24 protein-coding genes, 3 tRNA genes and 1 pseudogene are annotated in these 26,816 nt (G+C 47.3%); 12 read left to right on the top strand and 16 right to left on the bottom strand.

The window, feature by feature from the left end; genetic code table 11:
- The first annotated feature begins 22 nt into the window (after positions 1-22).
- Both K3G39_RS02225 and K3G39_RS02220 read left to right on the top strand, forming a co-directional pair.
- Positions 23-739, top strand: coding sequence for a 16S rRNA (uracil(1498)-N(3))-methyltransferase (locus K3G39_RS02225; RefSeq protein WP_220624520.1), 717 nt, complete (start codon positions 23-25; stop codon positions 737-739).
- A gap of 18 nt (positions 740-757) precedes the next feature.
- The gene (locus K3G39_RS02220; RefSeq protein WP_220624519.1) at positions 758-1,423 is read left to right on the top strand and encodes a DUF4159 domain-containing protein; all 666 of its coding nucleotides are present in this window, start codon (positions 758-760) and stop codon (positions 1,421-1,423) included.
- Positions 1,424-1,549: 126 nt separating this feature from the next.
- Here the strand turns inward: K3G39_RS02220 and K3G39_RS02215 are convergent, their stop codons facing one another.
- Positions 1,550-2,128: a hypothetical protein gene (locus tag K3G39_RS02215; protein WP_220624518.1), complete on the bottom strand. Its 579-nt coding sequence runs from the start codon at positions 2,126-2,128 to the stop codon at positions 1,550-1,552.
- A 141-nt stretch (positions 2,129-2,269) separates the two neighbouring features.
- Between K3G39_RS02215 and smc the strand changes: the two genes are divergently transcribed.
- Positions 2,270-5,812, top strand: coding sequence for a chromosome segregation protein SMC (gene smc, locus K3G39_RS02210; protein ID WP_220624517.1), 3,543 nt, complete (start codon positions 2,270-2,272; stop codon positions 5,810-5,812).
- A gap of 132 nt (positions 5,813-5,944) precedes the next feature.
- On the opposite strand, the gene K3G39_RS02205 is transcribed toward smc, so the two are convergent.
- From K3G39_RS02205 to K3G39_RS02180, 6 genes are all read right to left on the bottom strand, one after another.
- Positions 5,945-6,292 carry an MmcQ/YjbR family DNA-binding protein gene (locus K3G39_RS02205; protein WP_220624516.1) on the bottom strand — a complete coding sequence of 116 codons (348 nt, stop codon included), beginning with the start codon at positions 6,290-6,292 and terminating at the stop codon, positions 5,945-5,947.
- Between the two features lie 29 nt (positions 6,293-6,321).
- Positions 6,322-6,873, bottom strand: coding sequence for a 1-acyl-sn-glycerol-3-phosphate acyltransferase (locus K3G39_RS02200; RefSeq protein ID WP_220624515.1), 552 nt, complete (start codon positions 6,871-6,873; stop codon positions 6,322-6,324).
- Between the two features lie 93 nt (positions 6,874-6,966).
- The gene (locus tag K3G39_RS02195) at positions 6,967-7,500 is read right to left on the bottom strand and encodes a hypothetical protein (RefSeq protein WP_220624514.1); all 534 of its coding nucleotides are present in this window, start codon (positions 7,498-7,500) and stop codon (positions 6,967-6,969) included.
- A gap of 240 nt (positions 7,501-7,740) precedes the next feature.
- Positions 7,741-8,505 (bottom strand): patatin-like phospholipase family protein, encoded by a 765-nt coding sequence (locus K3G39_RS02190; protein ID WP_220624513.1) that lies wholly within the window; start codon positions 8,503-8,505, stop codon positions 7,741-7,743.
- Entirely contained in the window at positions 8,505-9,347 is an 843-nt protein-coding gene (locus tag K3G39_RS02185; protein ID WP_220624512.1) for an MBL fold metallo-hydrolase, read from the bottom strand. The genes K3G39_RS02190 and K3G39_RS02185 overlap by 1 nt, the downstream gene beginning before the upstream one ends.
- Before the next feature lie 215 nt (positions 9,348-9,562).
- Entirely contained in the window at positions 9,563-10,513 is a 951-nt protein-coding gene (locus tag K3G39_RS02180) for an acetyl-CoA carboxylase carboxyltransferase subunit alpha (RefSeq protein ID WP_220624511.1), read from the bottom strand.
- A 223-nt stretch (positions 10,514-10,736) separates the two neighbouring features.
- Here K3G39_RS02180 and K3G39_RS02175 point away from each other — a divergent pair.
- The 4 genes from K3G39_RS02175 (at position 10,737) to K3G39_RS02160 (ending at position 11,239) form a co-directional block, all read left to right on the top strand.
- A tRNA-Asp gene (locus K3G39_RS02175) sits at positions 10,737-10,810 on the top strand.
- A 60-nt stretch (positions 10,811-10,870) separates the two neighbouring features.
- Positions 10,871-10,944 (top strand) — tRNA-Asp (locus K3G39_RS02170).
- Positions 10,945-11,002: 58 nt separating this feature from the next.
- Positions 11,003-11,076 (top strand) — tRNA-Asp (locus K3G39_RS02165).
- 13 nt (positions 11,077-11,089) lie between these two features.
- Complete coding sequence (locus K3G39_RS02160) at positions 11,090-11,239, top strand: hypothetical protein (protein ID WP_220624510.1); 150 nt, start codon at positions 11,090-11,092, stop codon at positions 11,237-11,239.
- A gap of 177 nt (positions 11,240-11,416) precedes the next feature.
- Here the strand turns inward: K3G39_RS02160 and gmd are convergent, their stop codons facing one another.
- The 3 genes and pseudogenes from gmd to K3G39_RS02145 all read right to left on the bottom strand — a co-directional run bounded on the left by gmd (position 11,417) and on the right by K3G39_RS02145 (position 14,617).
- Positions 11,417-12,529 carry a GDP-mannose 4,6-dehydratase gene (gene gmd / locus K3G39_RS02155; RefSeq protein ID WP_220624509.1) on the bottom strand — a complete coding sequence of 371 codons (1,113 nt, stop codon included), beginning with the start codon at positions 12,527-12,529 and terminating at the stop codon, positions 11,417-11,419.
- A 53-nt stretch (positions 12,530-12,582) separates the two neighbouring features.
- Positions 12,583-13,524: pseudogene (locus K3G39_RS02150) on the bottom strand (GDP-L-fucose synthase family protein); the annotation flags it as partial.
- Between the two features lie 265 nt (positions 13,525-13,789).
- Entirely contained in the window at positions 13,790-14,617 is an 828-nt protein-coding gene (locus K3G39_RS02145) for a DUF481 domain-containing protein (protein WP_220624507.1), read from the bottom strand.
- Positions 14,618-14,765: 148 nt separating this feature from the next.
- Between K3G39_RS02145 and K3G39_RS02140 the strand changes: the two genes are divergently transcribed.
- The 3 genes from K3G39_RS02140 to rmuC are packed head-to-tail and all read left to right on the top strand — an operon-like array spanning position 14,766 to position 17,355.
- Positions 14,766-15,239 carry a hypothetical protein gene (locus K3G39_RS02140; protein WP_220624506.1) on the top strand — a complete coding sequence of 158 codons (474 nt, stop codon included), beginning with the start codon at positions 14,766-14,768 and terminating at the stop codon, positions 15,237-15,239.
- A 57-nt stretch (positions 15,240-15,296) separates the two neighbouring features.
- Entirely contained in the window at positions 15,297-15,968 is a 672-nt protein-coding gene (locus K3G39_RS02135) for an HD domain-containing protein (RefSeq protein WP_220624505.1), read from the top strand.
- A 55-nt stretch (positions 15,969-16,023) separates the two neighbouring features.
- Positions 16,024-17,355 carry a DNA recombination protein RmuC gene (gene rmuC, locus K3G39_RS02130; RefSeq protein WP_220624504.1) on the top strand — a complete coding sequence of 444 codons (1,332 nt, stop codon included), beginning with the start codon at positions 16,024-16,026 and terminating at the stop codon, positions 17,353-17,355.
- Between the two features lie 64 nt (positions 17,356-17,419).
- Here the strand turns inward: rmuC and K3G39_RS02125 are convergent, their stop codons facing one another.
- Entirely contained in the window at positions 17,420-18,139 is a 720-nt protein-coding gene (locus tag K3G39_RS02125; RefSeq protein ID WP_220624503.1) for a pirin family protein, read from the bottom strand.
- A 142-nt stretch (positions 18,140-18,281) separates the two neighbouring features.
- A complete protein-coding gene (locus tag K3G39_RS02120) occupies positions 18,282-19,058 on the bottom strand; it encodes an XRE family transcriptional regulator (RefSeq protein WP_220624502.1) in 777 nt (258 codons plus the stop codon).
- Between the two features lie 525 nt (positions 19,059-19,583).
- Here K3G39_RS02120 and K3G39_RS02115 point away from each other — a divergent pair.
- On the top strand, positions 19,584-21,179 hold the full coding sequence (locus tag K3G39_RS02115) for a S8 family serine peptidase (protein WP_220624501.1): 1,596 nt from the start codon (positions 19,584-19,586) through the stop codon (positions 21,177-21,179).
- Positions 21,180-21,257: 78 nt separating this feature from the next.
- Here the strand turns inward: K3G39_RS02115 and recQ are convergent, their stop codons facing one another.
- Positions 21,258-23,393, bottom strand: a complete 2,136-nt coding sequence (gene recQ, locus K3G39_RS02110; RefSeq protein ID WP_220624500.1) for a DNA helicase RecQ — start codon at positions 23,391-23,393, stop codon at positions 21,258-21,260.
- A 168-nt stretch (positions 23,394-23,561) separates the two neighbouring features.
- Between recQ and K3G39_RS02105 the strand changes: the two genes are divergently transcribed.
- Positions 23,562-23,894, top strand: coding sequence for a four-helix bundle copper-binding protein (locus K3G39_RS02105; protein ID WP_220624499.1), 333 nt, complete (start codon positions 23,562-23,564; stop codon positions 23,892-23,894).
- 73 nt (positions 23,895-23,967) lie between these two features.
- On the opposite strand, the gene K3G39_RS02100 is transcribed toward K3G39_RS02105, so the two are convergent.
- From K3G39_RS02100 to speE, 3 genes are all read right to left on the bottom strand, one after another.
- Complete coding sequence (locus K3G39_RS02100; RefSeq protein WP_220624498.1) at positions 23,968-24,300, bottom strand: phage holin family protein; 333 nt, start codon at positions 24,298-24,300, stop codon at positions 23,968-23,970.
- 71 nt (positions 24,301-24,371) lie between these two features.
- Entirely contained in the window at positions 24,372-25,463 is a 1,092-nt protein-coding gene (locus tag K3G39_RS02095; protein WP_220624497.1) for an agmatinase family protein, read from the bottom strand.
- Complete coding sequence (speE, locus tag K3G39_RS02090) at positions 25,435-26,763, bottom strand: polyamine aminopropyltransferase (protein ID WP_220624496.1); 1,329 nt, start codon at positions 26,761-26,763, stop codon at positions 25,435-25,437. Before speE ends, K3G39_RS02095 begins: the two co-directional genes overlap by 29 nt.
- Between the last annotated feature and the right edge of the window lie 53 nt (positions 26,764-26,816).

Genomic DNA, 26,816 nt, shown 5'->3' with positions numbered 1-26,816 from the left:
TTGTCATTCAACCAATACTACCGTGCACTTATTCTATACCCCTGACATCAATACCGACATCTATAACCTGGCCGAAGATGAATCCAAGCACTGTACCCGTGTACTGCGTTTGCACCAGGGCGACACCGTATACCTGGTGGATGGTCGGGGCGGCAGGTATACAGCCATCATTCAGGATGCACACCAGAAGCGCTGTCAGCTGCAGATAATAGACAAGCAGCTCGAATATGGCAAACTTCCTTATTACGTGCACATTGCTGTGGCACCAACTAAGAATATGGACCGGATTGAGTGGTTTGTAGAAAAAGCCGTCGAGATTGGTGTCAGTGCGATCACTTTTCTGGAATGCGAGTATTCCGAACGCAAGCAACTCCGCCTCGACCGCATTGAAAAAATAGCGGTTAGTGCCATGAAACAATCGCAGAAGGGCTACCTTCCGTTACTGAACGAACTAACACCTTTCCAGCGCTTCATCAAAACCTGTATACCTGAGGATACTTTTATCGCGCACCTGGAAGATGATGCGACCAAATCGATTAAGGATCATTACAAGCCCAACCGCCAGCATTGTATTCTGATCGGGCCGGAAGGTGACTTTTCTACCACCGAAATCGCGGCTGCCTATGACGCAGGCATAAAGCCTGTCACGTTGGGCCAGAGCCGGTTACGCACCGAAACAGCCGCCCTGGTGGCCTGCCATACCTTGCACGTTCTACACGATATCTACGCCCCATTATAAACTTTTATGTTCTAATTTATGAAGCGCTCCCTCCTGTTCCTATACCTGATGCTGTTTTGTGGTGTACTGGCTGCACAGCAAAAGTATAGCTTTAAAATAGCCAAACTGAAGTATAACGGAGGTGGTGACTGGTATGCGAATAAAACCTCGCTGCCAAACCTGATAAGATTCTGTAATCAAAATCTCAACATGAACATTGCGCCGGAAGAAGGGGTGGTAGAAGTCGGTAGTCCTGAACTCTTCACCTATCCCTTTGTGCACATGACAGGCCATGGCAATGTGGTGTTTTCAGATGTGGAAGTACAGAATTTGCGCAATTACCTGATCAGCGGAGGATTCCTGCACATCGACGACAACTATGGGATGGACCAATACATTAGGAAGGAGATGAAGAAGGTATTCCCGGAATATGAGTTTGTCGAGTTGCCTTTTGACCACCCGATCTATAGTCAGAAGTATACCTTCAAGAACGGGCTGCCTAAAATCCACGAGCACGACAACAAACCGCCACAGGGCTTTGGCATCATCCATAAAGGCAGGCTGGTTTGCTTTTACAGTTACGAAACAGACTTAGGCAATGGTTGGGAGGATGCAGAGGTACACAACGATCCCGAAAATAAAAGACAGGAAGCACTTCAGATGGGTGCCAATATCCTGGCTTATGCCCTCACGCAGTATTTATAGTAAATTTCACACCCTATACCTGAGACTAATTTTCACTATTCGATTGGCAGGAATTATTTTCTTCTAGCCTGATTCAACCAATTAAGGGGTGCTTATCGGTCATCCTTTTAACAGACTAAGGTATAGCTAGTACTGTTTCCGGTTAAATATCTCTGAAAGAATGAACGCCTGGCGAACAGACTGCGGATTGTGCAGCAGCTCCCCATAAACATTCGGAATTGCCCTCCGTTCCTGTTTCTTAGTCTCGTACAGGGCATCCGCTGCAGCAATACGCTCTTTCCTTTGCTGATTATAGAGTCGGGCTTGTTCTGGATTTTCCAGCGAAAGCACACGATTAGGTGTCCGCTCTTGGGTTACCACCTTCGTGATTGGTTGCAAAACAGGTATAGGCTTTTCTACAGGGGCTCTATTCTGCTCATTTGCCCGCTCCATTTTACTTTGCATTTCCCGCAGAATATCCTCGAATGAAGTAGCCGGGGCTGCCGGTCTTTGCTGTCGGGGCTGTGATGGGGTGGCAGGTATAGGTCGTGGTGTAGGGCGCTCCTGGTCTGTACGGTTTCTCGCTGGTCGTTCTTCCAATGGACGCTCCTTCGGTGCCGGGGGCCGACCATCTTCGTCAGGCGTTTTAAAGGCTTTGCGCCAGGCCGTGTAAATGAAATAAGCCACAATGGCCAGTATGTATAGAATCAGTTTAAAATCTTCCATGCTCTCGGTCTCTTATCAAATATAGCATAAATAATGTATTCCACCGGTATACTACCTGCATATTTATACCGCTCCCTTGTGATATGGTAAACAAATTAGTCTTATTTTTGAGTTTAGTTTGAATAGATTCCGCAAACGCGAATGCAAGTATCAAGATTAGAGATTAAAGGATTCAAGAGTTTTGGCGACCGTGTCGTCATTAATTTTGATGAAGGAATTACAGGTATAGTGGGCCCGAATGGCTGCGGCAAATCCAATATTGTGGATGCTATACGCTGGGTGTTGGGAGAACAGAAGACCCGAAACCTGCGCTCCGACAAAATGGAGAACGTGATCTTCAACGGCTCCAAAACCCGCAAGCCGGTGCAGATGGCCGAAGTGTCTATTACCTTCGACAACAACAAGGGCATCCTCCCGACCGAGTACTCCCAGGTAACCGTTACGCGCAAGTACTACCGCAACGGCGACAGCGAGTATATGCTCAACGGCGTAACCTGCCGACTCAAAGACATCAATGAGCTCTTCCTCGACACAGGTATAGGATCTGACAGTTACGCCATTATTGAGCTGAAGATGGTAGATGAGATCCTGAACGATAAGGAAAACTCCCGTCGACTGTTATTTGAAGAAGCTGCTGGTATATCCAAGTTCCGTGTGCGCAAAAAGCAGACGCTCAAGAAGCTGGAAGAAACTGATGCCGACCTGGAGCGTGTAGAAGACGTACTCTTCGAGATCGGCAAGAACATGAAAACATTGGAACGCCAGGCAAAACAGGCGATTAAGTACTTCCAGTTAAAGGATGACTACAAGAAATTCAGTCTGGAGTTTGCCCGCCGCAACATCAACCAGTACCAGCAAACGCTGGAGCGGCTGGAGCAGGATGTGCAGCGCGAAACTGAGCTAAAAGAGAGTTATGTGCTGGCTGTAACAGAAGCTGAAGACGCTATTGCCGACCAGAAATCCGAACTGAACCTGACACAGGAGCAGCTGGCCGAGATGCAGAAAACCATGCAGGTGCAGACAGCCAAACTGCGCCAACTGGAGAATGATATCAAGCTTAAATCGGAACGCAGCAATTTCCTGAAAGAGCGAATGACGCAGCTTCGGCAGCAGATCAGTCAGGATACTGCCAACCTGGAGCATACACAGGAGAGTATTGTAGAGCTGCGTGACGAACTGATACAGGTACAGGACAGTTTTGCAGGTGCCGAAGAACAAGTGAATGCATTAAAAGAGCAGCTGCAGGAGGCGAACGAACAAAAGCTCAGCCTGCAGGAAGCTTCCCAAGAATTGTCGCAGGAACAGCGAATCAAGCAGAATGCCGTATTCCAACTGAATAAATCTCTTGAGATCAGCCAGGTTCAGATTCATAACCTGACACAGGATTTGGAGCAACTCAGACAGCAACAACTGACAGCCGACGAAGACGCAGCCCTGCTGCAGGAGCAACTACAGGAGGCACAGGCCGAGCTGGAAGACAGGACCTCTACCCTTGTGAGTTTGCAGGCTAAGGAAGAGTCGCTGCTACAGAATATTGAGAAAACAGAAACTGATATTGAAGGGCTGAAAGAACAGCTGGTAGCGCTAAACCGAACACGTGACGCTCGTCAGAACCAGTACAACCTGACCAAATCACTGGTCGAAAATATGGAAGGTTTTCCGGAGGCGATCAAGTACCTGGCGCAGTCGAAAGACTGGAAAAATCCAGCTCCACTCCTTTCAGATATCATTGTCTGTGAGCCTGATTATAAGTCGCTTATCGAAAGCTATCTCGAGCCCTACATGAACTTCTTTGTGGTAGAGGAACTGCAGGATGCCGTAGATGCTATCGCCTTGCTCAAGCAGCACAACAAGGGCCGTGCAAACTTTATTATCCTCTCCGAAATTGAAGAACTGGAGCCGACAGCTACCTTTAGTGAGGGAGCTTTGAAGGCTGCTTTTGAGGTCGTAAAAGCTGATAAGAAATATAGCAACCTGCTCAAGTACATGTTGCGCAATGTGTACATCAGCGACGAAACTGAAGAAGACTTTTCAGCAGAAGACTACCGCACGATCATCCTAAAAGACGGTTCCGCTATTAAGAAGCCGCTCAGTCTTTCAGGAGGCTCGGTAGGCCTGTTTGATGGCAGCCGCTTGGGGCGCAAGCAAAACCTGGAGCAACTGTCCGAAGAGTTGGAGAAACTGCAACAGGGCGTAGAGTTGATGCAAAGCCGTATTAACGCACAGCAGCAGATTCTGCTCAACTACCGTAGCGAGTCACAGAAAGATGCGATCAAGCAGCTGGAAAAAGAGGTGGCAAAACTCCAGCAGGAACTACTCACGGTTCGCATTAAAAACGAGCAGCACCAGCAGAACCGCAAAAACTTCGATCAGAAGCAACAGGAATTGCAACAGCGCCTTGACGATCTATACGTGCAGAGTCAGCAGATTTCGCCACAGGCTGAGGAGGACATGCAGGAACTGAAGCAGTTGGAGGAGCAAATGGCTGTACTCAATTCGCAGATTAACCAACAGCAAGAGCAGATTACGGTGATCTCAGGTATGTACAACCAGGAGAACATCCAGTTTCACCAACTCAAGAACCGCTTTGGTTCTCTGCAGCAGGAAATCAGCTATAAGCAGAAGACAGTAGAGACGAACCAGGAGCGTATCGCCGGTCTGCGCCAGGAACTGGAGAAATCAGAGGAAGAAACAGTTGAAGCTACTGATTTTATAGAAAAGAACGAGGCGCTGGTTCAGTCTATGGTGGAAGCCCGCAGCGAGTTTGGCTATGAACTGGATGCTGTTGAAAAGAAATACTTTAGTCTGCGTGGTGAGCTCGACGAGAAAGACAAAACCATACGCGAGCTTCAACGCAAGCGTCAGAATGCGGACGAACTCCTCATGCGGATGCAACAGACCATTAATGATACACGCATTAAACTGGTGTCGGTGCAGGAGCGTTTGGGAGCTGAATTTAACATTGCAACCGAAGAACTGGAGCAACCTATACCTGAGTTGGAGCACGATGGGCTGTTCCAATTGAGTAATGAAGAGCTGAACAAGAATATCAGTGAGATCAGAACATCGCTGGATAAAATGGGCCCGGTAAATGCCATGGCTGCCGAAGCCTATATCGAGATCGAGGAGCGCAACAGGTTTATTACAGAGCAGCGGGATGACCTGGTTAACGCCAAGAATGCACTCATTGATACCATCAACGAGATTGACACCGTGGCAAAAGAGAAGTTTCTGTCATCCTTCACTGAGATCAAGCAGAACTTTATCCGGGTATTCCGCAGCCTGTTTACGGAAGAAGACAACTGCGACTTGGTATTGACAGATCCGAAGAACCCGCTAGACTCGCGCATCGAAATTATGGCGCAACCAAAGGGCAAGCGCCCGCTGACGATTAACCAGTTGTCGGGTGGAGAGAAAACCTTGACGGCCATTTCCCTCCTCTTCGCCATCTACTTGCTCAAGCCGGCGCCGTTCTGTATTTTCGACGAGGTGGATGCACCACTGGATGATGCGAACATTGACAAGTTTAACAACATCATCCGTACCTTCTCGAACGAGTCGCAGTTTATTGTAGTAACGCACAACAAGCGCACGATGGCCTCTACAGACGTGATGTACGGCATCACCATGATTGAGGCAGGTATCTCCAGGGTTATACCTGTTGACTTAAGACAGATCGCCTAGCCGATTGGCTATACCTGAAACATAAAAGGAGTCGCTCTAAACAAGCGGCTCCTTTTATGTTTTTTAGCAAAAATTTTATTCGAACCAATCAGCTATACCTAATCAGCAAGACTGCGAAAGGCACTGCTATACCTAAGCGGCGTCTATTTCTTTTTGTAGCTTTTTGGTAAGTTTAGACTTAACGAGTTCATAAGACTGCTTAACATAACTTTCCCACTCCTCCCCAGTTAACCGATCCCAAGACTGAACCTGCACCCATTTATTGCGTGCCATGTAGGGAGCCGGAATTATACTAATTGAGGAAGCAAGTTCATCATAGTCAGCATCTGCCACCTTAAAAGAGACACTTGGTTCCCCATCCAGACTGGTCACGCAAAACATCTTGCCACCGATCAGAAAGCAAAGGTCATTCCCCCATTTCACATCTTCCGTTACACCTTTCAGATTCAGGCAGTAGGCTCTTAATTTTTCTATATTCATCAAAAATCAGCTTTTAAAAATTATGCGCACTAGAGCACACCATTTTCAGGAAACTTGCCTTGTTTGGTACGGTAAAATGCTTTGATTTTTTCCAGATCCGCTTCAATATCCCCTGTCGGATATATGGATGGTCCTATCCCTGCCTCCTTCTTAGCATAGTCGACATAGCCAAGCACAATGGGCACTCCGGCACCAATTGCCACATGGTAAAATCCCAGACGCCAGCGTGGCTGGTATTTGCGTGTGCCTTCTGGTGTTACGAGCACACACATATCGCCAGGAGTCTCCTTGATAATATTGATCATGGCATCTACCATGCGGGTATTTTTAGAGCGATCAATGGGCAGGGCACCCATGGATTTTAAGAGACCGCCAAAGGGAAAACGCATGAATTCCTTCTTAATCGTGAAGCGAATGGGGGCTTCCATCATGTAAAAGGCGGCCCGGGCGAAAATAAAATCCCAGTTGCTGGTATGCGGCGCAGCCACCATCACACAGCGTCGCTGGTCCGGAGCCAGGTTGCCATTTAACTTCCAGCCTGCCATCTTGAAGATAAGTTTTGAAATTGCTTTTGCTAACATATAATAGGCTATAAAAAAATGCTAACCCACAACTCAGCACGAGATAATGGATTAGCATTTCAAATATAGTATATTCTCTGTAAAAACAGAACCTTAGAGGGCCCGTTTGATCACATGGGATTTCTGACGCAGTAAATATGCCTGTAAACCGAAGCCGATCATTGGACCAAACTCGCTATAGGCTCTCCCGTCTCGATCCACTTTCCGGAAATAACGCACTGATAATACTGGCTCTAGGGAGAATTGCTTGTTGAGAAAAAAAGCGTAACCCAGGCCTACTCCGCCTTCCAGCGCTTTATACTTCTGATTGACGTCATTAAAGTTATTCAGACCGGCCAGCATAGTAAGCTCACCAAATACACCATTCAGCATATAATAGCGTAGGAAAGGACCTGCCATAACAAATGTTTCCCTACGCGGCTCGCTCACCCTATCTGACACATCAGTTAGTTTATTACTCTGATGCAGTACACTCAGGTCGAGCCCCACCACAAGGTCTTCGAGCACAAAATAGCCGTTTTTACTGCGCAAGTTAAAATCGATACGCCGGCCGGTTACTTCCTGACCTGAACTGTTTAACTCACTTGATGTGACCTGGTAACTTCCCTGAAGATTACCTCCTAACAAAAGCGAGCCGTGTTTTATTTTAGCTCTGATGAGAGAGCTCTCATTTTCTTGGGCCCTAAGAGAATAAATGCCAATAAAAAATAGGGCTACAATAAGGGTAAAGGTACGTTGTAGCATAGTAGAGTTGGGTTGAATATGCTGGTTTTTACGGGCAAAGCAAGAAATAGATTGTAATTACTCTTCTAATATTAGAAAAATAAAATTAGTTAATGAAAGATTTTTCATTAAAATATGCCACACTCAACTAATTGCCTCCATTAACTCCTCTTTTATGCTTATGGTGTACTTATAACCAATATCAAAAAGCGCATCTGCCTTACTGAAACTCATTAATCTGTAATGTTTTAGCTCGGGTGGTTCAATAAAAAAATCGCATAGGTGGCGACGAAGTCGTACGTTGTTATTAATGGCCAAATGTGCCGTTCGCTCTATCATACTCCGTAGGCTGGTGATGCGCGCCTCATGATTGAGCGGGTTGCTGTGTACACCTATTTTAACGTCACATTTTCCTGCCAGAGCCTCGATCGGAAGATTATCGAGCAGGCCGCCATCGTTGAGCAGCATACCCTGGTATTGAACAGGTCTGTACAGAATAGGCACCGCTGAAGAGGCAAGCAATGGTTTAATCAGTTCTCCATTCGAAAAGTTGATGGTTGCTCCGGCATGCATATCCGTTGCACCAATGATGACAGGTATAGTTAAGTCTTCAAAAGTAGCTTGCTCACCCAAGTAACGATAATACAACTTCTCAACGGCATCGAGGTGCAGAATACCGACTTGCCCGATGGCCAGTCGCAGAATGCGGTAGATACGCAGCTCTTTTATAAGGCGCAGGATGTCATCTGGGCTGTAACCGGCCGCATAGAATACGCCTACAATAGCGCCAGAACTTACCCCGGAAAGTATGGCTGGCTTTATACCTAGTTCGTCAAATGCCTTGAGCACCCCTAAATGGGCGATTCCCCTGGCGGCGCCTCCTGACAGTGCCAGCCCAATTTTTTTCATTAAAGTTCGCTAAGTGAGAAAGTCGAACCCAGCCGAACACCTTTTTCGGTATGCTGTACGGTGCAACATTCGTTTACAGCATCATGCTCCAGGTATAGCACAAAGTCTTCGTCAGCTGCCATCTTCAGAAAACGAGCTTTTTCATCTAGGGTTAGCAAAGGGCGCGTGTCATAGCCCATCACATAGGGTAACGGCACATGCCCCGCAGAAGGCAGCAGATCAGCCATAAAAGCCACTTTGCGACCTTTATAAGGTATAATCGGCACCATCATTTTATCCGTGTGTCCATCCGCATAAAAAATATAGAATTGCGGGAAAGGTGATGGCTTGTTAGGGTCTACGAACTGCAGGTGACCGCTTTCCTGCATTGGTAAAATATTTTCTTTCAGGAAAGAGGCTTTTTCGCGGGCATTTGGCTCGGTAGCCCATTTCCAGTGGTCGGCATTAGACCAGTAAGTGGCGTTCGGGAAAACCAGTTCCAGGGCACCATCGCTGTTCTTATACCTAACGCCGCCACCACAGTGATCAAAATGCAGGTGCGTAAGAAAGACATCAGTGACATCCTGATGCGAAAAACCGGCAGCCTGTAAAGACTTCTCCAGCGTAGCATCGCCATGGAGATAATAGTGACTATAGAACTTTGCATCCTGTTTATCACCTATTCCATTATCAATCAGAATGAGTCGGTCACCATCTTCAATGAGTATACAGCGCATCGCCCAGGTACACAAATTATTTTCATCGGCAGGGTTTGTGCGCTGCCACAGCGATTTGGGAACAACGCCAAACATAGCTCCACCATCCAATTTGAAGAATCCTGTATCGATTACGTGTAGTTTCATAATTTTAAAGCGTTAGGGAGTTTAAGTTTTAGAGTATAGAGTGGTACGTTTTACTCAATGTTCAGCCAATAGTTATAGGCCTCAGCTTAAAGTTACCAAAACAAAAAGAGGTGGCAAAACCTGTCTGGCTGCCACCTCTTATATATTTTACTGCGAGATACTTCAAGGAATAGATATTATTATACGCTTATAGTATCAAACTCTACGACTGCTTTCTAGCTTTCCATTACCACACCCATGGCAGAAAACTTATCGATACGCTGCATGATACGGTCTTCGGGTGCTATACCTTCCAATTCATCCAGCATTTTACAAATCTCTTTCTTGAGCGTGCGCATCATTTTATCCGGTTCCGTGTGTGCTCCACCAAGTGGCTCTTTGATGATACCGTCAATCAGCTTGTTATGCAGCATGTCGGTAGCTGTCAGTTTAAGTGCTTCGGCAGCTTGCTCTTTGTAGTTCCAGCTGCGCCATAAGATAGACGAGCAGGATTCAGGTGAAATAACCGAATACCAGGTGTTCTCGAGCATCATCACACGGTCACCGATGGCTATACCCAGTGCACCACCTGATGCACCCTCTCCTATGATGATACAGATAACCGGCACTTTCAGCATGAACATTTCTTTCAGGTTGCGGGCAATTGCCTCCCCCTGTCCACGCTCCTCTGCTTCCAGACCCGGAAATGCGCCCGGCGTATCGATGAAAGTAACGATGGGACGGCCAAATTTCTCAGCCATTTTCATCAGTCGGAGTGCTTTGCGGTAACCTTCCGGGTTAGCCATGCCAAAGTTGCGCATCTGGCGCTGCTTGGTATTGCGGCCCTTCTGCTGCCCGATAAACATGACGCTACGGCCATCTATATCACCAAAACCACCTACCATTGCTTTGTCATCGCTCACGGTGCGGTCGCCGTGCAGCTCCACAAACGTAGAAGTAATGCCGGCAATATAATCTAAGGTATAAGGTCTGTCGGGGTGGCGCGAAAGCTGCACACGCTGCCAACGGGTAAGGTTGGCGTAGGTTTCTTTCTTAAGCGTCTTTATCTTTTCTTCAAGCGCTTTGACTGCTTCCGAAACGTCTACCTGGCTTTCGCTAGCCAGTTTTTTCATTTCCTGCAGTTTGCCCTCCAGGGCCGCTATAGGTTGTTCAAAATCCAAAAGCATAAATCCTCATTGCTGATTGAATCACAAATTTAACAGTTTCAGAATATGGAATAGCCATTATTCGAAATTTATCGTGCACTACAAAAAAAGAATATTTGGTTTTGAGCGACTTACGGTTTCAGACTAAAAATATAGGGGCAAAATATAGCATTGCTCTTGCAGAATCGAAATTTACCGTCTACATTTGTGACACTTTAACGGATAGCGTTATCGAAATACTTCTGGTCTGGTAGTTCAGTTGGTTAGAATGCCGCCCTGTCACGGCGGAGGTCGCGGGTTCGAGTCCCGTCCAGACCGCAGCTTAAATTCCTGCGGTTATTAATAGTAAAGCAGTAGGCTTTACAAATGCAAGATTTTGGTCCGGTAGTTCAGTTGGTTAGAATGCCGCCCTGTCACGGCGGAGGTCGCGGGTTCGAGTCCCGTCCGGACCGCAGATTTAAACTGCGGTTTATCTTTCAGAGTAGATGACTCTGATCTTTTCAAAGTATTGGTCTGGTAGTTCAGTTGGTTAGAATGCCGCCCTGTCACGGCGGAGGTCGCGGGTTCGAGTCCCGTCCAGACCGCTTAAAAGCTCTTGTGAAAGCAAGGGCTTTTTACGTTTATAGGCTTCCCCTGCCGCACCTATACCTATACCTATACCTATACCTATACCTATACCTATACCTATACCTATACCTATACCTATACCTATACCTATACCTCGCTAAGGAGTTTGAGCTTTTCTAACTCTATACTTCCTAAATTATTGGCTAAACTATACCTATCATCAGACAAGGTATACCTATGATCAGTTAATTGCTGTTTATACTTTTTAACTAAAAAGGTTGTGCTAATACAAAAACGGCAGCCCCACCAAAGTGAGACTGCCGTTTCTTATTTGAGTTATACCTAAGGTAAAGCTATTTACTCGTGGTAGTTGAGGATGCGGTGACCACCTTCCATCAGGTAAGTATCGCGCTTGAATAGCTCAATGTCGTTCTGCATCATGTCGGTTACCAGAGCCTGCAGGTCGTATTTCGGAACCCAGCCCAGTTTCTCCTTCGACTTGGTCGCATCACCAATCAACAGTTCCACCTCCGTCGGACGGAAGTAGTTCGGATCCACGCACACGACCTCTTTGCCGATTTCCAGCTGGTATTCCGGATTGTTACAGGCCGCTACGTAGCCTTTTTCGTCCACACCCTCGCCTTTGAATTCCAGCTCGATGCCCACGTGGCCAAAAGCCATGCGGATAAAGTCGCGCACGGTCGTGGTAACGCCCGTGGCAATCACGAAATCCTCCGGCTCGTCCTGCTGGAGAATGCGCCACATGGCCTCCACATAGTCCTTGGCATGGCCCCAGTCGCGCTTGGCGTCCAGGTTACCCAGGTATAGACCGTCCTGCAGGCCCATGGCGATACGAGCGGCAGCACGCGTGATCTTTCTGGTTACGAAGGTCTCACCTCTAAGCGGTGATTCGTGGTTGAAAAGGATACCGTTGCAGGCAAACATGCCGTAGGCCTCGCGGTAGTTTACTGTGATCCAGTAAGCGTACAGTTTCGCTACTGCGTATGGAGAGCGTGGATAGAACGGCGTTGTTTCTGTTTGAGGAACAGCCTGCACCAGACCGTAGAGTTCTGAAGTAGAGGCCTGGTATACCTTTGTCTTTTTGGTTAAGCCCAAAATACGGATGGCTTCCAGGATACGGAGTGTGCCCAGTCCGTCGGCATTGGCCGTATACTCAGGCGTGTCGAAGCTTACCTTCACGTGGCTCATGGCGGCTAGGTTGTAAATCTCGTCCGGCTGCGTTTCCTGGATGATGCGGATCAGGTTGGTGGAGTCGGTCAGGTCGCCGTAGTGCAGCTTGAAATTGATATTCTTCTCGTGCGGGTCCTGGTAGAGGTGATCAATGCGCTCGGTGTTAAACATAGAGCTACGGCGCTTCACACCGTGTACTTTATATCCTTTGCTCAGTAAAAGCTCCGCTAAATATGCGCCGTCCTGTCCGGTTACGCCTGTGATAAGGGCTGTCTTCATGTGATATGCTTCTTTAATATAATTCTCTTTTTATGGTTGTATTTAAGGTATGACTATGCAGTCACGTATTTTTCTTTAAAATCGGCATAGGCTAATGCTATACCTTCACGCAGTTCAATTTTGTGGTGGAAACCCAGGCTGTGCAGCTTGCTCACGTCCATCAGTTTGCGCGGCGTTCCATCCGGCTTGGAGGTGTCAAACTCCAATTCACCTTCGTAGCCAATCACATCTTTGATCAGCATTGCCAGTTCTTTAATAGAAACATCCTCACCCGTACCGATATTCACGAGTTCACGACCATCATAGGTATCCATCAGGTAGACACAAGCTGCAGCCAGATCATCGGCGAAAAGGAATTCGCGTTTCGGGCTGCCCGTACCCCATACGGTAACAGTAGGTGCGCCGTTGTCCTTTGCCTCATGTATTTTTCGAATTAGCGCCGGCAATACGTGTGAATTCTGTAGGTCGTAATTATCGTTATACCCGTATAGGTTGGTCGGCATTACGCTGATGAAGTTGCTGCCGTACTGGTCGCGGTAGGACTCACACAGCTTGATGCCCGCAATTTTGGCAATAGCATAAGGCTCGTTGGTCTCCTCCAACGGACCTGTCAGCAGGTACTCTTCCTCGAGCGGCTGGGGGGCCATCTTCGGGTAAATGCACGAAGAGCCCAGGAACATCAGTTTAATGACACCGGACATGTGGGCAGCATGGATAATATTGGCCTCGATCATCAGGTTGTCATACAGGAACTCGGCGCGGAAGGTGTTGTTAGCGTGGATCCCCCCTACTTTGGCAGCTGCCAGGAAAACGTAGTCGGGCTTTTCGGTTTCGAAAAAGTCCTGCACAGCCTGCTGGTTGCGCAGGTCCAGTTCGGAGGAGGTTCTTGTTATGATATTGGTATGACCATTGGCCTCCAATTGACGCAGAATGGCAGAGCCTACCATGCCCCGGTGGCCAGCAATGTAAATTTTAGAAGTTTTTTCCATCGATAAAAAAGTGCAAAAATGCGCATTCGCAGCGCGCTGGACTTGCCAGTTATTTAATTAAACGTTGATTACCAGAATTGAGCGTTCCGATTACAGAATATGTGCTTAAATGCATGTTGAGTATACCCCTTATAACATATCCTTTGACGCAACTTACGCCAAAGTTGAGTGCATTGTTCGGCTCCGTGCAAATTATATTAAAAAAATTTGATATAAATCCGTGAATGCGCAGTGCAAATAAGCTATTGGTTGGTTCACACAGGCTACCCCACTAAAAATCAACCTGAAGTCCGTTGGTAATGGCGTAAATAAAACGGGTAACCGGAACAATTGGTCTGTCTTCGTATGTGAAGTTGAAATTCGTGCGCATAGACACACGACCAATCAATTTTACAGTCAGGCCCAAGTCGCCGCTGATGCGATTCCGAAATCGACTAATTTCCGGATCATAACCTGTCTGGAAATAGGCTATGTTATTTGTTTCGACTTGTTCAGACAGTTTAGAACGCAAACTGATATAATTCGAGGACTTCAGCAAATCCGAAACCCGGGTCACCCCCTCCTGCTCCGGATCTTTCCAGCTCTCGTGTTCGTGCATCAGGCCGCTTCCTGCAAACCAGGACGTGTTGTCTGTCCGGAATAGCAACCAGCGTACACCACCTCCTGTCAGTATACGGCGCTCCAGACCACGGGCCATATCAGCCTGATACTGCGTAAAAAGTTCATACGACAACTTGTGTCGGCTCATTAGATTTACCCTGAAATGGGAATAGCCATTGCTAGCCACCGTGTTACGCAATTCGCGGGAGTCGTAGTTAACCAACAGGTAGTTGTAGTAGTTGAGGAACAAGTAGGTATGCTTTTTAGAAATATAAGCCAGATCACCGTTAAAGGTCAGTTGCAGGAAGTTATTAGGGTTGTCCCGACCTGCGTTGCGGTTAAACATCGAAAAGTTAAGCCCAGCCTTGCCCGTTAGGAAATCAACGGTGTCACGCTCAATTCTGGACCGTTCAATATTCAGGATCTGGGCATCAGCTTTTGGAACGGTATAGAATAAAGAGATTAGGAGTAAACAGATGAAGACAGGTATAGGACGCATGATTTGAGACTTTGCAGGTGAGCAGGTATAGCTACAAAGGTATAAACCCTGCGGGAGCAATGAAAATCAGGTAACTGTCCAAAACATTTAAGCCAGCTGTCGTTTTATAGAAGGGAGCGTTTAAACTTTACCTTTTAGGACCAAGCTTATGGCAAGAAGTTCAGCAAAACTGGTAACCGCAATACGCCAGACAGCAAACCGACTGGCACAAGGCGCCAATTACCAATGGGGACACATGGGCAGCTGCAACTGCGGTCATCTGGCCCAAACCATCACCCAGCTCGACAAGTGGCACATCCACGGAGCAGCCATGTGGCGGCCTGGCGACTGGAGCGAACAACTGCGCGATTACTGTCCGCAAAGCGGTTTGCCCATGGACGAAATCATCGACCAGATGATGTACTGGGGCTTGTCTAAAGCTGACCTAACTCACCTGGAAAAACTCTCGGATGCAAATGTGCTCGAAGCGCTGCCACCCAACAGGCGCTACCTGAAACACAACCAGTGCGATGATGTGGTACTATACCTGAATACATGGGCCAACCTGCTCGAACTGGAATTAGTAGAACAACCCTTGCTGCAGGGTATAGGAATTGGTGCAGCGACAGGTATAAAGGTATAGGTCTCACTTTGTGGCTTTGCAGGATATTTCGCAGTTTTGGAAAATATACCAGATACTATGCAGCAACAAGCCATCATCGACAAAACCGCATCCTATGTCAAAGCACAACTGGAGGGCGAAGGCTCCGGTCACGACTGGTGGCATATTTTCAGGGTATGGAAAAATGCGCTTTACATTGCCTCACATGAAAAGGGCGCCGATACCTTTATTGTTGAACTGGCGGCGCTGCTGCACGATATTGGCGATCATAAATTTCACAACGGAGACGAAACAGTCGGACCTCGCATGGTACGCGAGTGGCTGGAAAAACTACAGCTTGATGAAGAGATAATAGCTGCTGTATGTGCCATTGTAAGTGGGCTGTCTTATAAAGGCGCGTGCACTTCTTCTGCCATGCCCACCCTGGAAGGTCGTATTGTGCAGGATGCGGATCGGCTGGATGCTATCGGAGCGATAGGTATAGCGCGCACCTTTGCTTATGGCGGACATAAGGGAAGGGAGTTATATAATCCGGCAATAAAACCCGTTCTGCACGACAATTTTGATACGTACAAATCCAGTACTGCACCTACCATCAACCACTTCTACGAAAAGCTGCTACTCCTGAAGGACCGGATGCATACCCTAACTGCCCGGCAAATGGCTGAAAAACGCCACCGGTACATGGAAGGATTTCTCGCCCAGTTTTATGCTGAATGGAATGCAACAGACTATCCAGAGCAAACTTAAAAACTAAAATTGTTAGCATCTGGTTTGAAATGCTAAAAAAACATACCTTTACTGTATGGAGATAATGGAAGGTATAGCGGCATTTCTGGCAGGGCTCGTGGTAGCCTATCTGGCTATGAAAGGAAAAATAAGCGCACTGCAGGATAAATTCAATCAGGCAGTTGTGGCCCAGGGCGTACTGGAGGGACAATCCAGACATCAGGCGCAGGAAGCCGAAGCGCTGAAAAACCAGTTGCGCGATGCCCAGACTGAAACCATGGAGCTGACCAATGCGCTTACTAAAACCGAATCTGACTACGAACATTTGCGTGAGCGCATGCACGCGCAGGCCAATGAACTGGAGCAACTGCGCGAAAAATTCCTGCAGCAGTTTCAGCATATTTCCAACCAGGTGCTGATGACGAATGCAGAGCACTTCAACAAAGCCTCCTCCGAAAACCTGGAACGTATCCTGTCTCCACTCAAAGAGCGAATCAGGGAATTTGAGACTAAAGTAGACCAGACGTATGAGAAAACACTCAAGGACAGCATTTCACTAAAAGAACAAATCACGCAGCTATCGGCCTTAAACCAGCAAATGAGTCAGGATGCACTCAACCTGACCAAAGCCCTGAAAGGCGAAAGCAAAACACAAGGTAACTGGGGCGAATACCTGCTGGAAAGTCTGCTCGAAAAATCGGGCTTGCGCAAAGGCGTGCATTACGAGCGCGAAGCAGTCAGGCAAAACGACGAGCAACAGGTATACCGACCCGATGTGATTATACGCCTGCCAGACTCCAAGCACTTGGTCATCGACTCAAAACTTTCGCTCGTGGCTTATGAAGCCTACTGCAGTTGCGAAGACGAATCGCAGTTGGAAACATACCTGCGCGGCCATATCACCTCTATCAAGACACACTATACCGATCTTGGTCGCAAAAACTATCATCGTCTCAGCGGCATTAATTCTCCTGATTTTGTGCTCATGTACATTCCCATTGAGCCGGCTTTTAATCTGGCGCTGCAGCATGATCAGAATATCTTTACCGATGCCTTTGACAAGAATATTGTGCTAGTGACTACTTCCACCCTGCTGGCTACCCTACGCACCGTGGCCGGCGTGTGGCGGCAGGAGGACCAGAAGCGAAACGTGCTTAAAATTGCGGAGGAGAGCGGAAAGCTCTATGATAAATTTGTAGGCTTTGTAGAGGATCTTAAAACGGTAGGCCGCCATCTGGAGCAGAGCCAGACTGCCTACAACGGTGCCATGAACAAACTGACTGACGGCAAAGGCAACCTGATTCGAAGAGTGGAGATACTACGTGAACTAGGCGCTAAAACGAGTAAACATTTGGATGAACACCTCCTGCAGGAAGCCATTGCTACGCCTGGCGATGAGGCCGATTAAAAAAGCAAAAGCAGTTGGCAGCACCACTATCGGCCTGCCAACTGCTTTATTTGTTTAGGTGATCTTAGTAATTCGCCTCCACAGCCGGAACATCCACCAAAATAAAAGTGGCATCTGCGGTTCCTCTTATACCAATAACTTCCTGCTCGTCGAGCCTGATCTGGTCATGTTGATCAGCTTCCACATTATTGACCAATAAACTTCCCGTAAGCACATAGATCAAGGCTCTGCGGAGCTTAAATGTCCTGAAAGTTATTTCCTCGCCTTGCGTTACACTGCCATAGTACACCGTGGAGTTTGAATTGATATATGCCACATCTTCCAGCACCTTCTGCCCAGTCACCAACGGTTTAAGCTCATTTTTTGCTTTCAGAAAACCAACATCCATCATTTCATAGGAAGGGGCCAGTCCTCGCTTATTGGGCAAAAACCAAAGCTGTAGTAAGTGAATCTCCTCGTCCGTTTCATTCGCTTCAGTGTGGGTGATGCCTGTGCCTGCTGTCATTCGCTGCACCTGGCCTGGCCTAATCTTGGTTTCATTTCCAATGTTGTCCTTGTGTGTCAACTCCCCTGAGAGTACGATGGTCACGATCTCTAATTCTGTGTGCGGGTGTGAGGGAAAACCGGAGCGTGGATGAACGTAGTCATCATTGAAGACACGCAACGGTCCAAATTCCATATTTTCAGGATCGTAATAATCTGCAAACGAGAAAAGGTAGTGGGAACGGAGCTCTCCTTCCACTTTGGCCTCATATCTTTGAGAATCGGTAATTAATCGTATCATATCGCGCTTTTGTTTTATGTTATGCCTTTACGCATAATGCCGTTGGTAGTTAACCAGCAGCGTAAAACAGCGCTAAAACAGCGCATCCTGCCCTATCAGGAGCAGGATGCGCTGTTACTTCTATACCTTAAACAGTTTTAAATTATTCCGCTTTCTTCAGTTTAAGCATCTCCTTCTGCAAATCCAGCACAATGGAAGAGAGCTTGTCAAGAGAAATGTCAGCAATCGGGAAAGTAGAACTTATATAAGACTTGGCTTCCCAGATCTCCACGACATCATCAACTGAGAGATCATAAGGAGTGTAAAGGGGATTATCGGAATGAAGGCGAAGCGTAGCAGCTTCTTTCATCTTGTTGTATACCCGCTTGAAGACCACTCCCTCTTTGCCACTGACAACGATGCAGGGGGTTCCATCTTTTACGGTACTCCAGTCCTCAATAAAACGCCCGACAATGACGGTGCCGGAGGACAGGGGCAGCATGGAGTCGCCACTGATCTCAAACGCACGGTAAGTACCGCCGCTGCCTAAAGTAGGAAGCCGGAAACGGGGAAGCTCCTCAATAAACTCGGGGTCTGAATAACCGTTGAGATAGCCTGCACTCGCTTTGTGCGGCACCAGTTCTATGTTTTCACGATCTTCCTGATCAACCGTAATGGCCAGTACCCGCAGTTTGCCACCACCCGATTGACCGGCTTCGGGTTTGTAATTCGGGTCTGAGAGATCGGCTGTGATGAGCTCGTCCAGAGAAACCTCGAAAAGGCGGGCGACATTTACAAGGGTACTCAGTTTTGGTTCTGCCCTACCCTCTTCATACGCTCCCACCAACGAACGCTTGATCTCTAACTTTTCTGCAAGCTGTGCCTGGGTATAACCGGCATGCTTGCGAAGGTGTCTTATATTCGATGTTACCTTTTCCACTATTATTGTTTGTTCGTGTACTGATAATAAACAGAGCACGCTTGGTGCCGGCATGTAAACTTACTAAATCTATACGTATTATACTAATTTTATTAGCAAATAAATGTGGTCTTTTTTAGTTATATTTATAAAAACCTATACATGACGGTATAATACAATTATAATAATGTATATTCAAGTATTTAATAAAAGTAACACCTCTTAATAGTTCAATATAAATTTATTTGATTGAAAATTTGCTTTCTTACTTTTTATCCAATTATCTTTCGTGAAAAGTTACTCAATACGTGTATTATATGATAAAAATCTACTAAACCCTCACATACAGTATATCTCTTCACGAGAAAACCATCTTCGAGAATCCACATTTTTAAATGCGGACCGGAATCCTTTATCCTTTTAGGTCTTACATAAAAATAAAATTCATACAATTTTATCACATTCGTAAACTTTTATAAAACTTGCAATGTTACGGGTTTCTGTGAAAATATAATTCAATTAATTACCCAATCCAACCAAACTTATATGATGAACAATTCTACACTATTTAAGGCGCTGTCTGGTTTAGCGCTTGCCTCAGTACTCACTCTTTCTAGCTGTCAGAAAGAGGACTTTATGGAGGAGCAGTTTCAGACCGATGCCGCTCAATTTAATGCACAGCACGGACAGGCTATACCTGACCAGTACATTGTGGTATTTAAAAACGGCTCCAGCAATTTAAGCTCGACCGGTGTAAGCGCTATGACCATAGCCGGACGTGCTGCTGTAGTGTCACTGCGGGAACGGATGATGCTTGCTTCAGGTATAGAGCGCGAAGCTATCAAACAAACTTTTGAAGGAAATGTAAACGGCTTTGCAGCCCGTCTCACTAAGAATCAGCTCGATCAGTTGCGTAAAAATCCGGAAGTTGCTTATGTTGAGCAGGACCGTATCATTATGCTTGCAAATTCTGCCAACGAAAACAGCATGACGAGAGGTAATAGCGGTAAAACCAAGGAACCTAATATGAACGCTTCCACAAATGGTAATGGCAAAACCAAAGATGGAAATACCGATACAGACACAAAAGGTAAGGGTAATGGTAATGGTAATGGTAACGGCAAGAAGAACACAACCGAACCTAATCCGGTAGACCCGACTCCGTCGGAACCAGTTCCAACTGAGCCAGCACCAACAGAACCCACTCCTACTCAGCCAACTCCAACAGAACCTGCTCCTGTAGAGCCTACCCCAACAGAGCCTGCTCCAGTTGAACCAACACCTACAGAGCCTCTGCCAACAGAGCCGACTCCTACTGAACCAAGCCCTGCACCTGAGCAACCTGGCAGCAGCTCATACACTAAAATTACGCCTCTTGCTGGTGAAACCCTGCCTTGGAATATAGAAATGAATGGCTACGGTGACGGTACCGGCAAAACGGTATGGATAATCGACTCAGGTATTGACACAGATCATCCGGACCTGAATGTAGACTTTCAGCGCAGCGCATCACTCATTTATGGCGATGCTTCTATTGAGGATGGATTTGGTCATGGTACAAAAGTTGCCGGTATCATTGCCGCCAAAAACAATGGCAGCGGCGTGGTAGGTGTAGCAGCTGATGCTAATATTGTTGCTCTTCGCGTATTCGATAACACAGGCTACGGAACTGTATCACGTGCTATCAGCGCTGTGAACTATGTAATTAACATGGCAAAACCTGGTGATGTGGTGAACATGAGCCTTGGCTCCGGCATTTCGAGCACACTGGATAATGCTGTGACAACGGCCGCCGGAAGAGGTATCCTGTTTGCGATCGCAGCTGGAAACAGCGCTACAGACTGCTCAGTTAACTCTCCAGCCCGTGTCAATGCGCCTGGTGTGTACACAGTATCTGCTATGGATCAATATCAGAATTTCTGGTCAAGCTCCAACTATGGTGCACCAGTTGACTATGCCGCTCCGGGCGTGAACATATCTTCTACACGCATAGGCGGTGGTTTCGGTAGCGCCGGAAGCGGAACCTCCCTTGCAGCACCGCACGTAGCCGGTATTCTGCTTCTTCGTGGCGAAGTGTTCTCGCAAGGTATCGTGAATGGTGACAAAGACAGCTGGCCAGATTCAATTGCTTCAATTGAGTAATTTCTATACCTCATAATAACAAAGAAGGCCGCCCTGATCGGGTGGCCTTCTTTGTTTAGAAATTGCTATACCGAAAAATCACCAGACATACTGCATCTTGTACATGGCCAGGGAAAGTCGGATCTTGAAGTATTCGTATCGCTCTTCCAAGTGTTCAAACAAATCCTTTAGCTTGGCATCCTTGCCGAGACTTTCAATCGCTTCCACGATTACCTCGTACTCCCGCTTCGATACGAAATCGTGTACCGGCACATCGTAGCCCTGCTCCAGTAGCGTGGCCAGGTGGGAATAGATTGTAACAGGGTTCAGGTTGCGGCGCCTAGCTATTTCCTCCGGACTCAGGCCCTGCTGATACGCCTCCCACGTCACCAGGTGCGTCGCTCCTTTGATCGCACTGCCTTTAGCCTGCTCTTCTGTCATAAAAGCAATGATCTCATTTATAAAATCATGCCCATAACGTTCGAATTTCTGAGCGCCAACCCCACTGATTGCTAACATGGCAATGCGGTTTGAGGGCTTTTCTGCTGCCATCTCCTGCAGTGTGCTGTCCGTGAACACTACATAAGGCGGCACATTCTGTTCGTCGGCCATTCGTTTACGCAAAGCACGCAGTCGCTCGAACAAGGCATCGCGAATAATCTCCCGTTTTGGCTTTTCTCGTTGTAATGTTTCAGTCTGCTGCTTGGCATCTTCAAACTTCACTAGTTCTATTTTACGGCCTTTAAAGAGAACCTGCTCGCTCTGCTCTGTCAGTTTTAAGGTATAGTTCTGATCATAGGCCAGTTCAACCAAACCAGCATTGAGCATCTGGTGCAGATAACGGTGCCAGTCCAGGGTGCCAATGTCGCGGCCTGCCCCGTATGTTTTGATGCGATCGAAGCCGCCGGACAGCACCTGGCTGTTGCGGGAACCGCGCAGCACATCTACTAGAAGACTCATATTCAGTTTTTCCTGTGAGCGGGCGATGGCTGACAAGGCTTTCTGGGCGATCAGGGTGCCATCGAAGCGGCTGGGCGGGTTGCGGCAAATATCGCAGTTACCACAGTCTTTGCTCATTCGCTCCCCGAAGTACTGCAACAAAATGCGCCTTCTGCAAAAGGTTGCTTCGGCGAACTGCTGCATGCGCTCCAGCTTAACCAACTGCAATTCGTTCTGCGACTTGTCATTGTCCGACAGCATCGTGCGCAGATTCATAACATCCGCAAAACTGTAGAACAAGAGCGCATCTGACTTGGCACCGTCACGCCCGGCCCGCCCGATCTCCTGGTAGTATCCTTCTACATTTTTAGGTAGATTATAGTGAATCACCCAGCGCACATTCGACTTGTCTATACCCATACCGAAAGCAATGGTAGCGCAAACAATCTGCACATCATCGCGCAGAAAAGCTTCCTGTGCTTTTGAGCGTTGCTGGGCACTCATACCTGCATGATAGAAAGTGGAATTATACCCGTTATCGCGCAGCTTGCCCGAGAGGCTCTCGGTGGCTTTTCGGCTCAGGCAATAGATTATACCTGGCTGCCCTTGTCTTCGTGAGAGGAAATCTGTGATCTTATTAAAGCGATTCTGCCCGGGCAGTACGGTCAAGTTAATGTTCGGTCTGTCAAATGAGGCTACAAACACTTCAGGCTTTCGGAGTTGCAATTGCTCCTGTATATCCTTCTGCGTTAATTTGTCGGCAGTGGCAGTCAGCGCCACGACAGGTATAGCCGGAAATTGTTGCTTAAGGGCACGAAGCTGGGTATACTCCGGCCTGAAATCGTGCCCCCATGACGAAATACAGTGTGCTTCGTCCACAGCAAAAAGGGAAACCTGCAATCTTTTCAGGAATGAGAAAAAGCCAGCGGAAAGCAATTTTTCGGGAGAAACGTACAGCAGTTTGATCTTCCCTGCCAGGCTCTCCTCCTCTATTTTATACTGCTCATCAGTAGTCTGCGAGCTATTTAAATAAGCAGCAGGTATACCATTGGCTAAAAGCGCTTCAACCTGGTCTTTCATCAGGGCAATCAATGGCGACACAACCACGCACAGACCTGGCATCACCACAGCAGGCACCTGAAAACAAACAGATTTTCCGCCGCCGGTCGGCATCAGCACCACCACATCTTTCTGCTCCAGAATATGTGTGATGATCTGCTCCTGCATGGGCCTGAACTGCTCATACCCAAAATACAGTTTTAATGCTTCACGTGCCTCTCTTATACCTAAACTCATGCCTTGTAATCAGTGTAACGATGCGAAAAATATTTGCTGTACTAAACCCAAAGTTAACCATAATCGGCGTGAAATAGGTTCCTGTTTTAGCTACACGTTTCAGATTAACAAACAATGACTTTGGGTAACCGTATTTTATGAAGATGTGAACCTTATAACTGATAAACTATGAAATCTGAAAGAACCAATGAATTAGAGCATGTGCTGATCAAATGTATTACTGCCTGTGAGACCTGTGCCACTGCCTGCCTGCAGGAGGACGACGTAAAAATGATGGTTCGTTGTATTATGCTGGACCGTGACTGCGCCGACATCTGCACGCTTACCGCACGTTTTGTAGCCCGTGATTCAGCCCATGCCAAACATGTAATGAAGGAATGTATTGAAATTTGTCGCCTCTGCGAAGAAGAGTGCCGCAAGCATGACCATGACCATTGCCAGAAATGCGCCGACGCCTGCCGCGAGTGTGCTGACGCCTGCGAAGCCTGGATGTCTCGCTAAATACCAGGTTATACAAAACAGAAAAGCTCCTGACCTAAACCAGGAGCTTTTCTGTTTGTGGTAACATTGCGAATTAAAAGATCATATCCAGTATTGCTGTGATAAGTGACAGCAACAAGCTGAAAATAAGCGCCCACAGGAATCCATCCACATCGAAACCTCCTATCAGATAGTCGGCCAACAGAATAATTAATGCATTGATGACCAGCAAAAACAAGCCAAGGGTCAGTATTGTAACCGGTATTGTCAGGATAACGAGGATCGGACGAACCACCGCGTTAAGCAAGGCCAGCACGGCTGCCAGTATCAGAGCCGTTATAAATCCGTCAATATGCACACCGGGCAGTAAGTAGGCAGCCAAAAGAGCGGCTACACCGGTCAGTAAAATCTTAATGATGATCCCCATTTTGTTTCGATATATAGTGATAGATTGTTATTTCTACCCCACTATACGGCAAACCGGGAATAAAGGTAAGACTACTGTACTTCCAGTCGCTTTTGAGATACGGCCATCCAGTTACACAACTTATAAAGCAGTCGCGCTCCTACATTGCCATTCCACTCGCTCTCGCCAGGTGCTACTTCACACAAGTCAAAACCGATGATCTCACGTCCTGATCTCACAAGCGCTTTGATCAGGTATATGGCTTCTTCAAACTCCAGACCTCCAGGCACCGGGGTACCTGTCGCAGGGCAAAGTTTTGGGTCCAGACCATCGATGTCGAAACTGATGTATACCTTTTGAGGAAGCTGGGCAATGATTTTCTTGCACTCTTTTTTCCAGCTGTCACCTTCGTACATATTCTCTTTGAGCACACTATCGTAGAATATCGCCACCCGTCCGTTTGACTGATTAGCTAGTTCTGCCTCTGCCTGACAGATATCACGTATACCTACCTGCACCAGTTTTTTGACCTGTGGCAGTTGCAGCGCATTGAACATGATCGAAGCATGAGAATATTTGAAGCCTTCATAGGCATCCCGTAAATCAGCATGAGCATCAACCTGTAGGATGCCGTACTCCTCATGGCGTTCTGCCAGTGCGTGCATCAAACCAAGCGGGGTGCTGTGGTCCCCGCCTACTACGCCAACCAATTTACCCTGATCCAGGTAGTTGTGCGCCCTTGCCTTCAGCCATTGCAGCAGCTCCTCTCCTTTTTCAGTCACCTCAGCCGGCAGGTTCTCAAACTCGGCTCTGTCAGATTCCGGACTTCCTTCCTCCAGCCAGTTGATATAATTCTCAGCCCGCTGGCGCAGGTTATCGCTCACAGCAGCCCAATCCTCTGAAATCTCTTCCATCGCTATACCTAGTTTCCAGGCACCTTTAATGGCAGGCTCAAACAGGTCAAGTTGTGGAGAAGCCGATTTAATGGCTTGCGGGCCAGCTGCTGTACCGGCACTGTAAGACACCGTTACTTCCCAGGGCACAGGTATAAGCACAACCTCCGACTCTTCTATGGTAAAAGGCAAACCGAAAAGGCCACCGTTCACATCGCCTACACCATTCGGGTCGAACGTAGCGATCTTTTGTTGCTTGCTATTAGTTGGTTGGTTCTGCTGAGTATTCATCAGTTACGTTATCAGGGTTTGAGTTTAATAGCTCCTTCACAAAGTTTGGAAGCGCAAAGGCAGCCATGTGCACGTTTTCATTGTAGTATTTGAGTCCCGCTTGCTTAGAAAACTCAGTAGCCGCCGTCTTGTCAAACTGCAAAGGATTTGCATTGCCTTTTGCTGAGTACGAGAAGCTCCACGTGCCGGTCGGATAAGTAGGTATAGCTGCCAGGTAGCAGTGCACTTTATCCTGTCCGAAAATCTTCTTATAGGTATCGTAAATCTCTACAAACACAGCCGAGTTAAAACGAGGCGATTCACTCTGGGTAATCATCACGCCGTCTTTTGTCAGGCAGCGGTATACCTCCTGATAGAACTCTGCTGTGAAAAGTCCTTCACCAGGACCAACCGGGTCAGCAGAATCGACAATGATCAAGTCGTAGTGCTCATCGACACATTCCTTAATATACTTGATACCATCTTCTACCAGCAGGTTCAGACGCGGATTATCAAATGCCACAGCAGTTTCAGGCAGGTGTAATTTGCAGGCTTCAATAACCAGTTCGTCAATCTCAACAAGAGTCACTTCCTCCAGTTGTTCATGCCGCAATAGTTCACGTACGGTTCCGCCGTCACCTCCACCGATTACCAGTGCACGCTTCGCAGCGCGGTTACTGAACATGGGTACATGAGTAATCATTTCGTGGTATACATACTCGTCCTTCTGCGTGCACATTACCATACCATCCAAGGTAAGCATGTTGCCGTAGGCAAGTGTTTCATAGATCTCTACGCGCTGGTACTCCGAGTCTTTCTTGTAAAGCTGATTGCCGGTGTGCTTCAGTGACAAGGCGATGTTCTCGTCACGCTCTGTGAACCAAACATCCCGCGTAATAGAACCTTCCGCTTCTATGGTTTTGGAAGCTGCATCACGTAATGTCTCCAGATTGAAGTCGTTGCGCTTTAACAGACTCAGCTGACCGCGGCGCAGTTCCATCGAAGAGCCATGACCAGACTCGAAGGCCTCTTTCAGATACATGTAAGAAACCCATGGGTCAACCGAGTCGCCACAGGTAAACAGGTCTACGGCTGCATAGCCATACTCAGGCCAGGTATGGATGGCCAAGTGGCTTTCCTGAATCACCACCACGCCGGATACTCCGTAAGGTGAAAAGTGGTGAAAAGTACTGTTGATGACAGTGGCGCCGGCTGTTTCGGCAGCGGCAACCATGCTGTTTTCGATGTGAATCACATCGTTCATCAGTTCAGGAGAGCAATCGTAAAATTCAACTAAAATGTGTCTTCCTAAGGCGTTCATTAATTGACTTTGAGGTTTCTTGTAAATAAAAATGCAAAAAAACGAAAACTGAC

Source organism: Pontibacter sp. HSC-14F20 (assembly GCF_019599265.1).
Lineage (GTDB): Bacteria > Bacteroidota > Bacteroidia > Cytophagales > Hymenobacteraceae > Pontibacter.
Note: the sequence above shows the minus strand (reverse complement) of the source record. Positions and strands in the feature narration are given on the sequence as shown.

Bases quoted from the DNA above. Each gene is read 5' to 3' on its own strand.
- rmuC (WP_220624504.1), top strand. From the start codon at position 16,024: ATGGAGATAATGGAAGGTATAGCGGCATTTCTGGCAGGGCTCGTGGTA.
- speE (WP_220624496.1), bottom strand. From the start codon at position 26,763: ATGAACGCCTTAGGAAGACACATTTTAGTTGAATTTTACGATTGCTCT.
- K3G39_RS02200 (WP_220624515.1), bottom strand. From the start codon at position 6,873: ATGTTAGCAAAAGCAATTTCAAAACTTATCTTCAAGATGGCAGGCTGG.
- K3G39_RS02100 (WP_220624498.1), bottom strand. From the start codon at position 24,300: ATGGGGATCATCATTAAGATTTTACTGACCGGTGTAGCCGCTCTTTTG.
- K3G39_RS02140 (WP_220624506.1), top strand. From the start codon at position 14,766: ATGGCAAGAAGTTCAGCAAAACTGGTAACCGCAATACGCCAGACAGCA.
- K3G39_RS02185 (WP_220624512.1), bottom strand. From the start codon at position 9,347: ATGAAACTACACGTAATCGATACAGGATTCTTCAAATTGGATGGTGGA.
- K3G39_RS02190 (WP_220624513.1), bottom strand. From the start codon at position 8,505: ATGAAAAAAATTGGGCTGGCACTGTCAGGAGGCGCCGCCAGGGGAATC.
- smc (WP_220624517.1), top strand. From the start codon at position 2,270: ATGCAAGTATCAAGATTAGAGATTAAAGGATTCAAGAGTTTTGGCGAC.
- K3G39_RS02215 (WP_220624518.1), bottom strand. From the start codon at position 2,128: ATGGAAGATTTTAAACTGATTCTATACATACTGGCCATTGTGGCTTAT.
- K3G39_RS02180 (WP_220624511.1), bottom strand. From the start codon at position 10,513: ATGCTTTTGGATTTTGAACAACCTATAGCGGCCCTGGAGGGCAAACTG.
- K3G39_RS02145 (WP_220624507.1), bottom strand. From the start codon at position 14,617: ATGCGTCCTATACCTGTCTTCATCTGTTTACTCCTAATCTCTTTATTC.
- K3G39_RS02105 (WP_220624499.1), top strand. From the start codon at position 23,562: ATGAAATCTGAAAGAACCAATGAATTAGAGCATGTGCTGATCAAATGT.
- K3G39_RS02220 (WP_220624519.1), top strand. From the start codon at position 758: ATGAAGCGCTCCCTCCTGTTCCTATACCTGATGCTGTTTTGTGGTGTA.
- recQ (WP_220624500.1), bottom strand. From the start codon at position 23,393: ATGAGTTTAGGTATAAGAGAGGCACGTGAAGCATTAAAACTGTATTTT.
- K3G39_RS02115 (WP_220624501.1), top strand. From the start codon at position 19,584: ATGATGAACAATTCTACACTATTTAAGGCGCTGTCTGGTTTAGCGCTT.
- K3G39_RS02205 (WP_220624516.1), bottom strand. From the start codon at position 6,292: ATGAATATAGAAAAATTAAGAGCCTACTGCCTGAATCTGAAAGGTGTA.
- K3G39_RS02095 (WP_220624497.1), bottom strand. From the start codon at position 25,463: ATGAATACTCAGCAGAACCAACCAACTAATAGCAAGCAACAAAAGATC.
- K3G39_RS02135 (WP_220624505.1), top strand. From the start codon at position 15,297: ATGCAGCAACAAGCCATCATCGACAAAACCGCATCCTATGTCAAAGCA.
- K3G39_RS02125 (WP_220624503.1), bottom strand. From the start codon at position 18,139: ATGATACGATTAATTACCGATTCTCAAAGATATGAGGCCAAAGTGGAA.
- gmd (WP_220624509.1), bottom strand. From the start codon at position 12,529: ATGAAGACAGCCCTTATCACAGGCGTAACCGGACAGGACGGCGCATAT.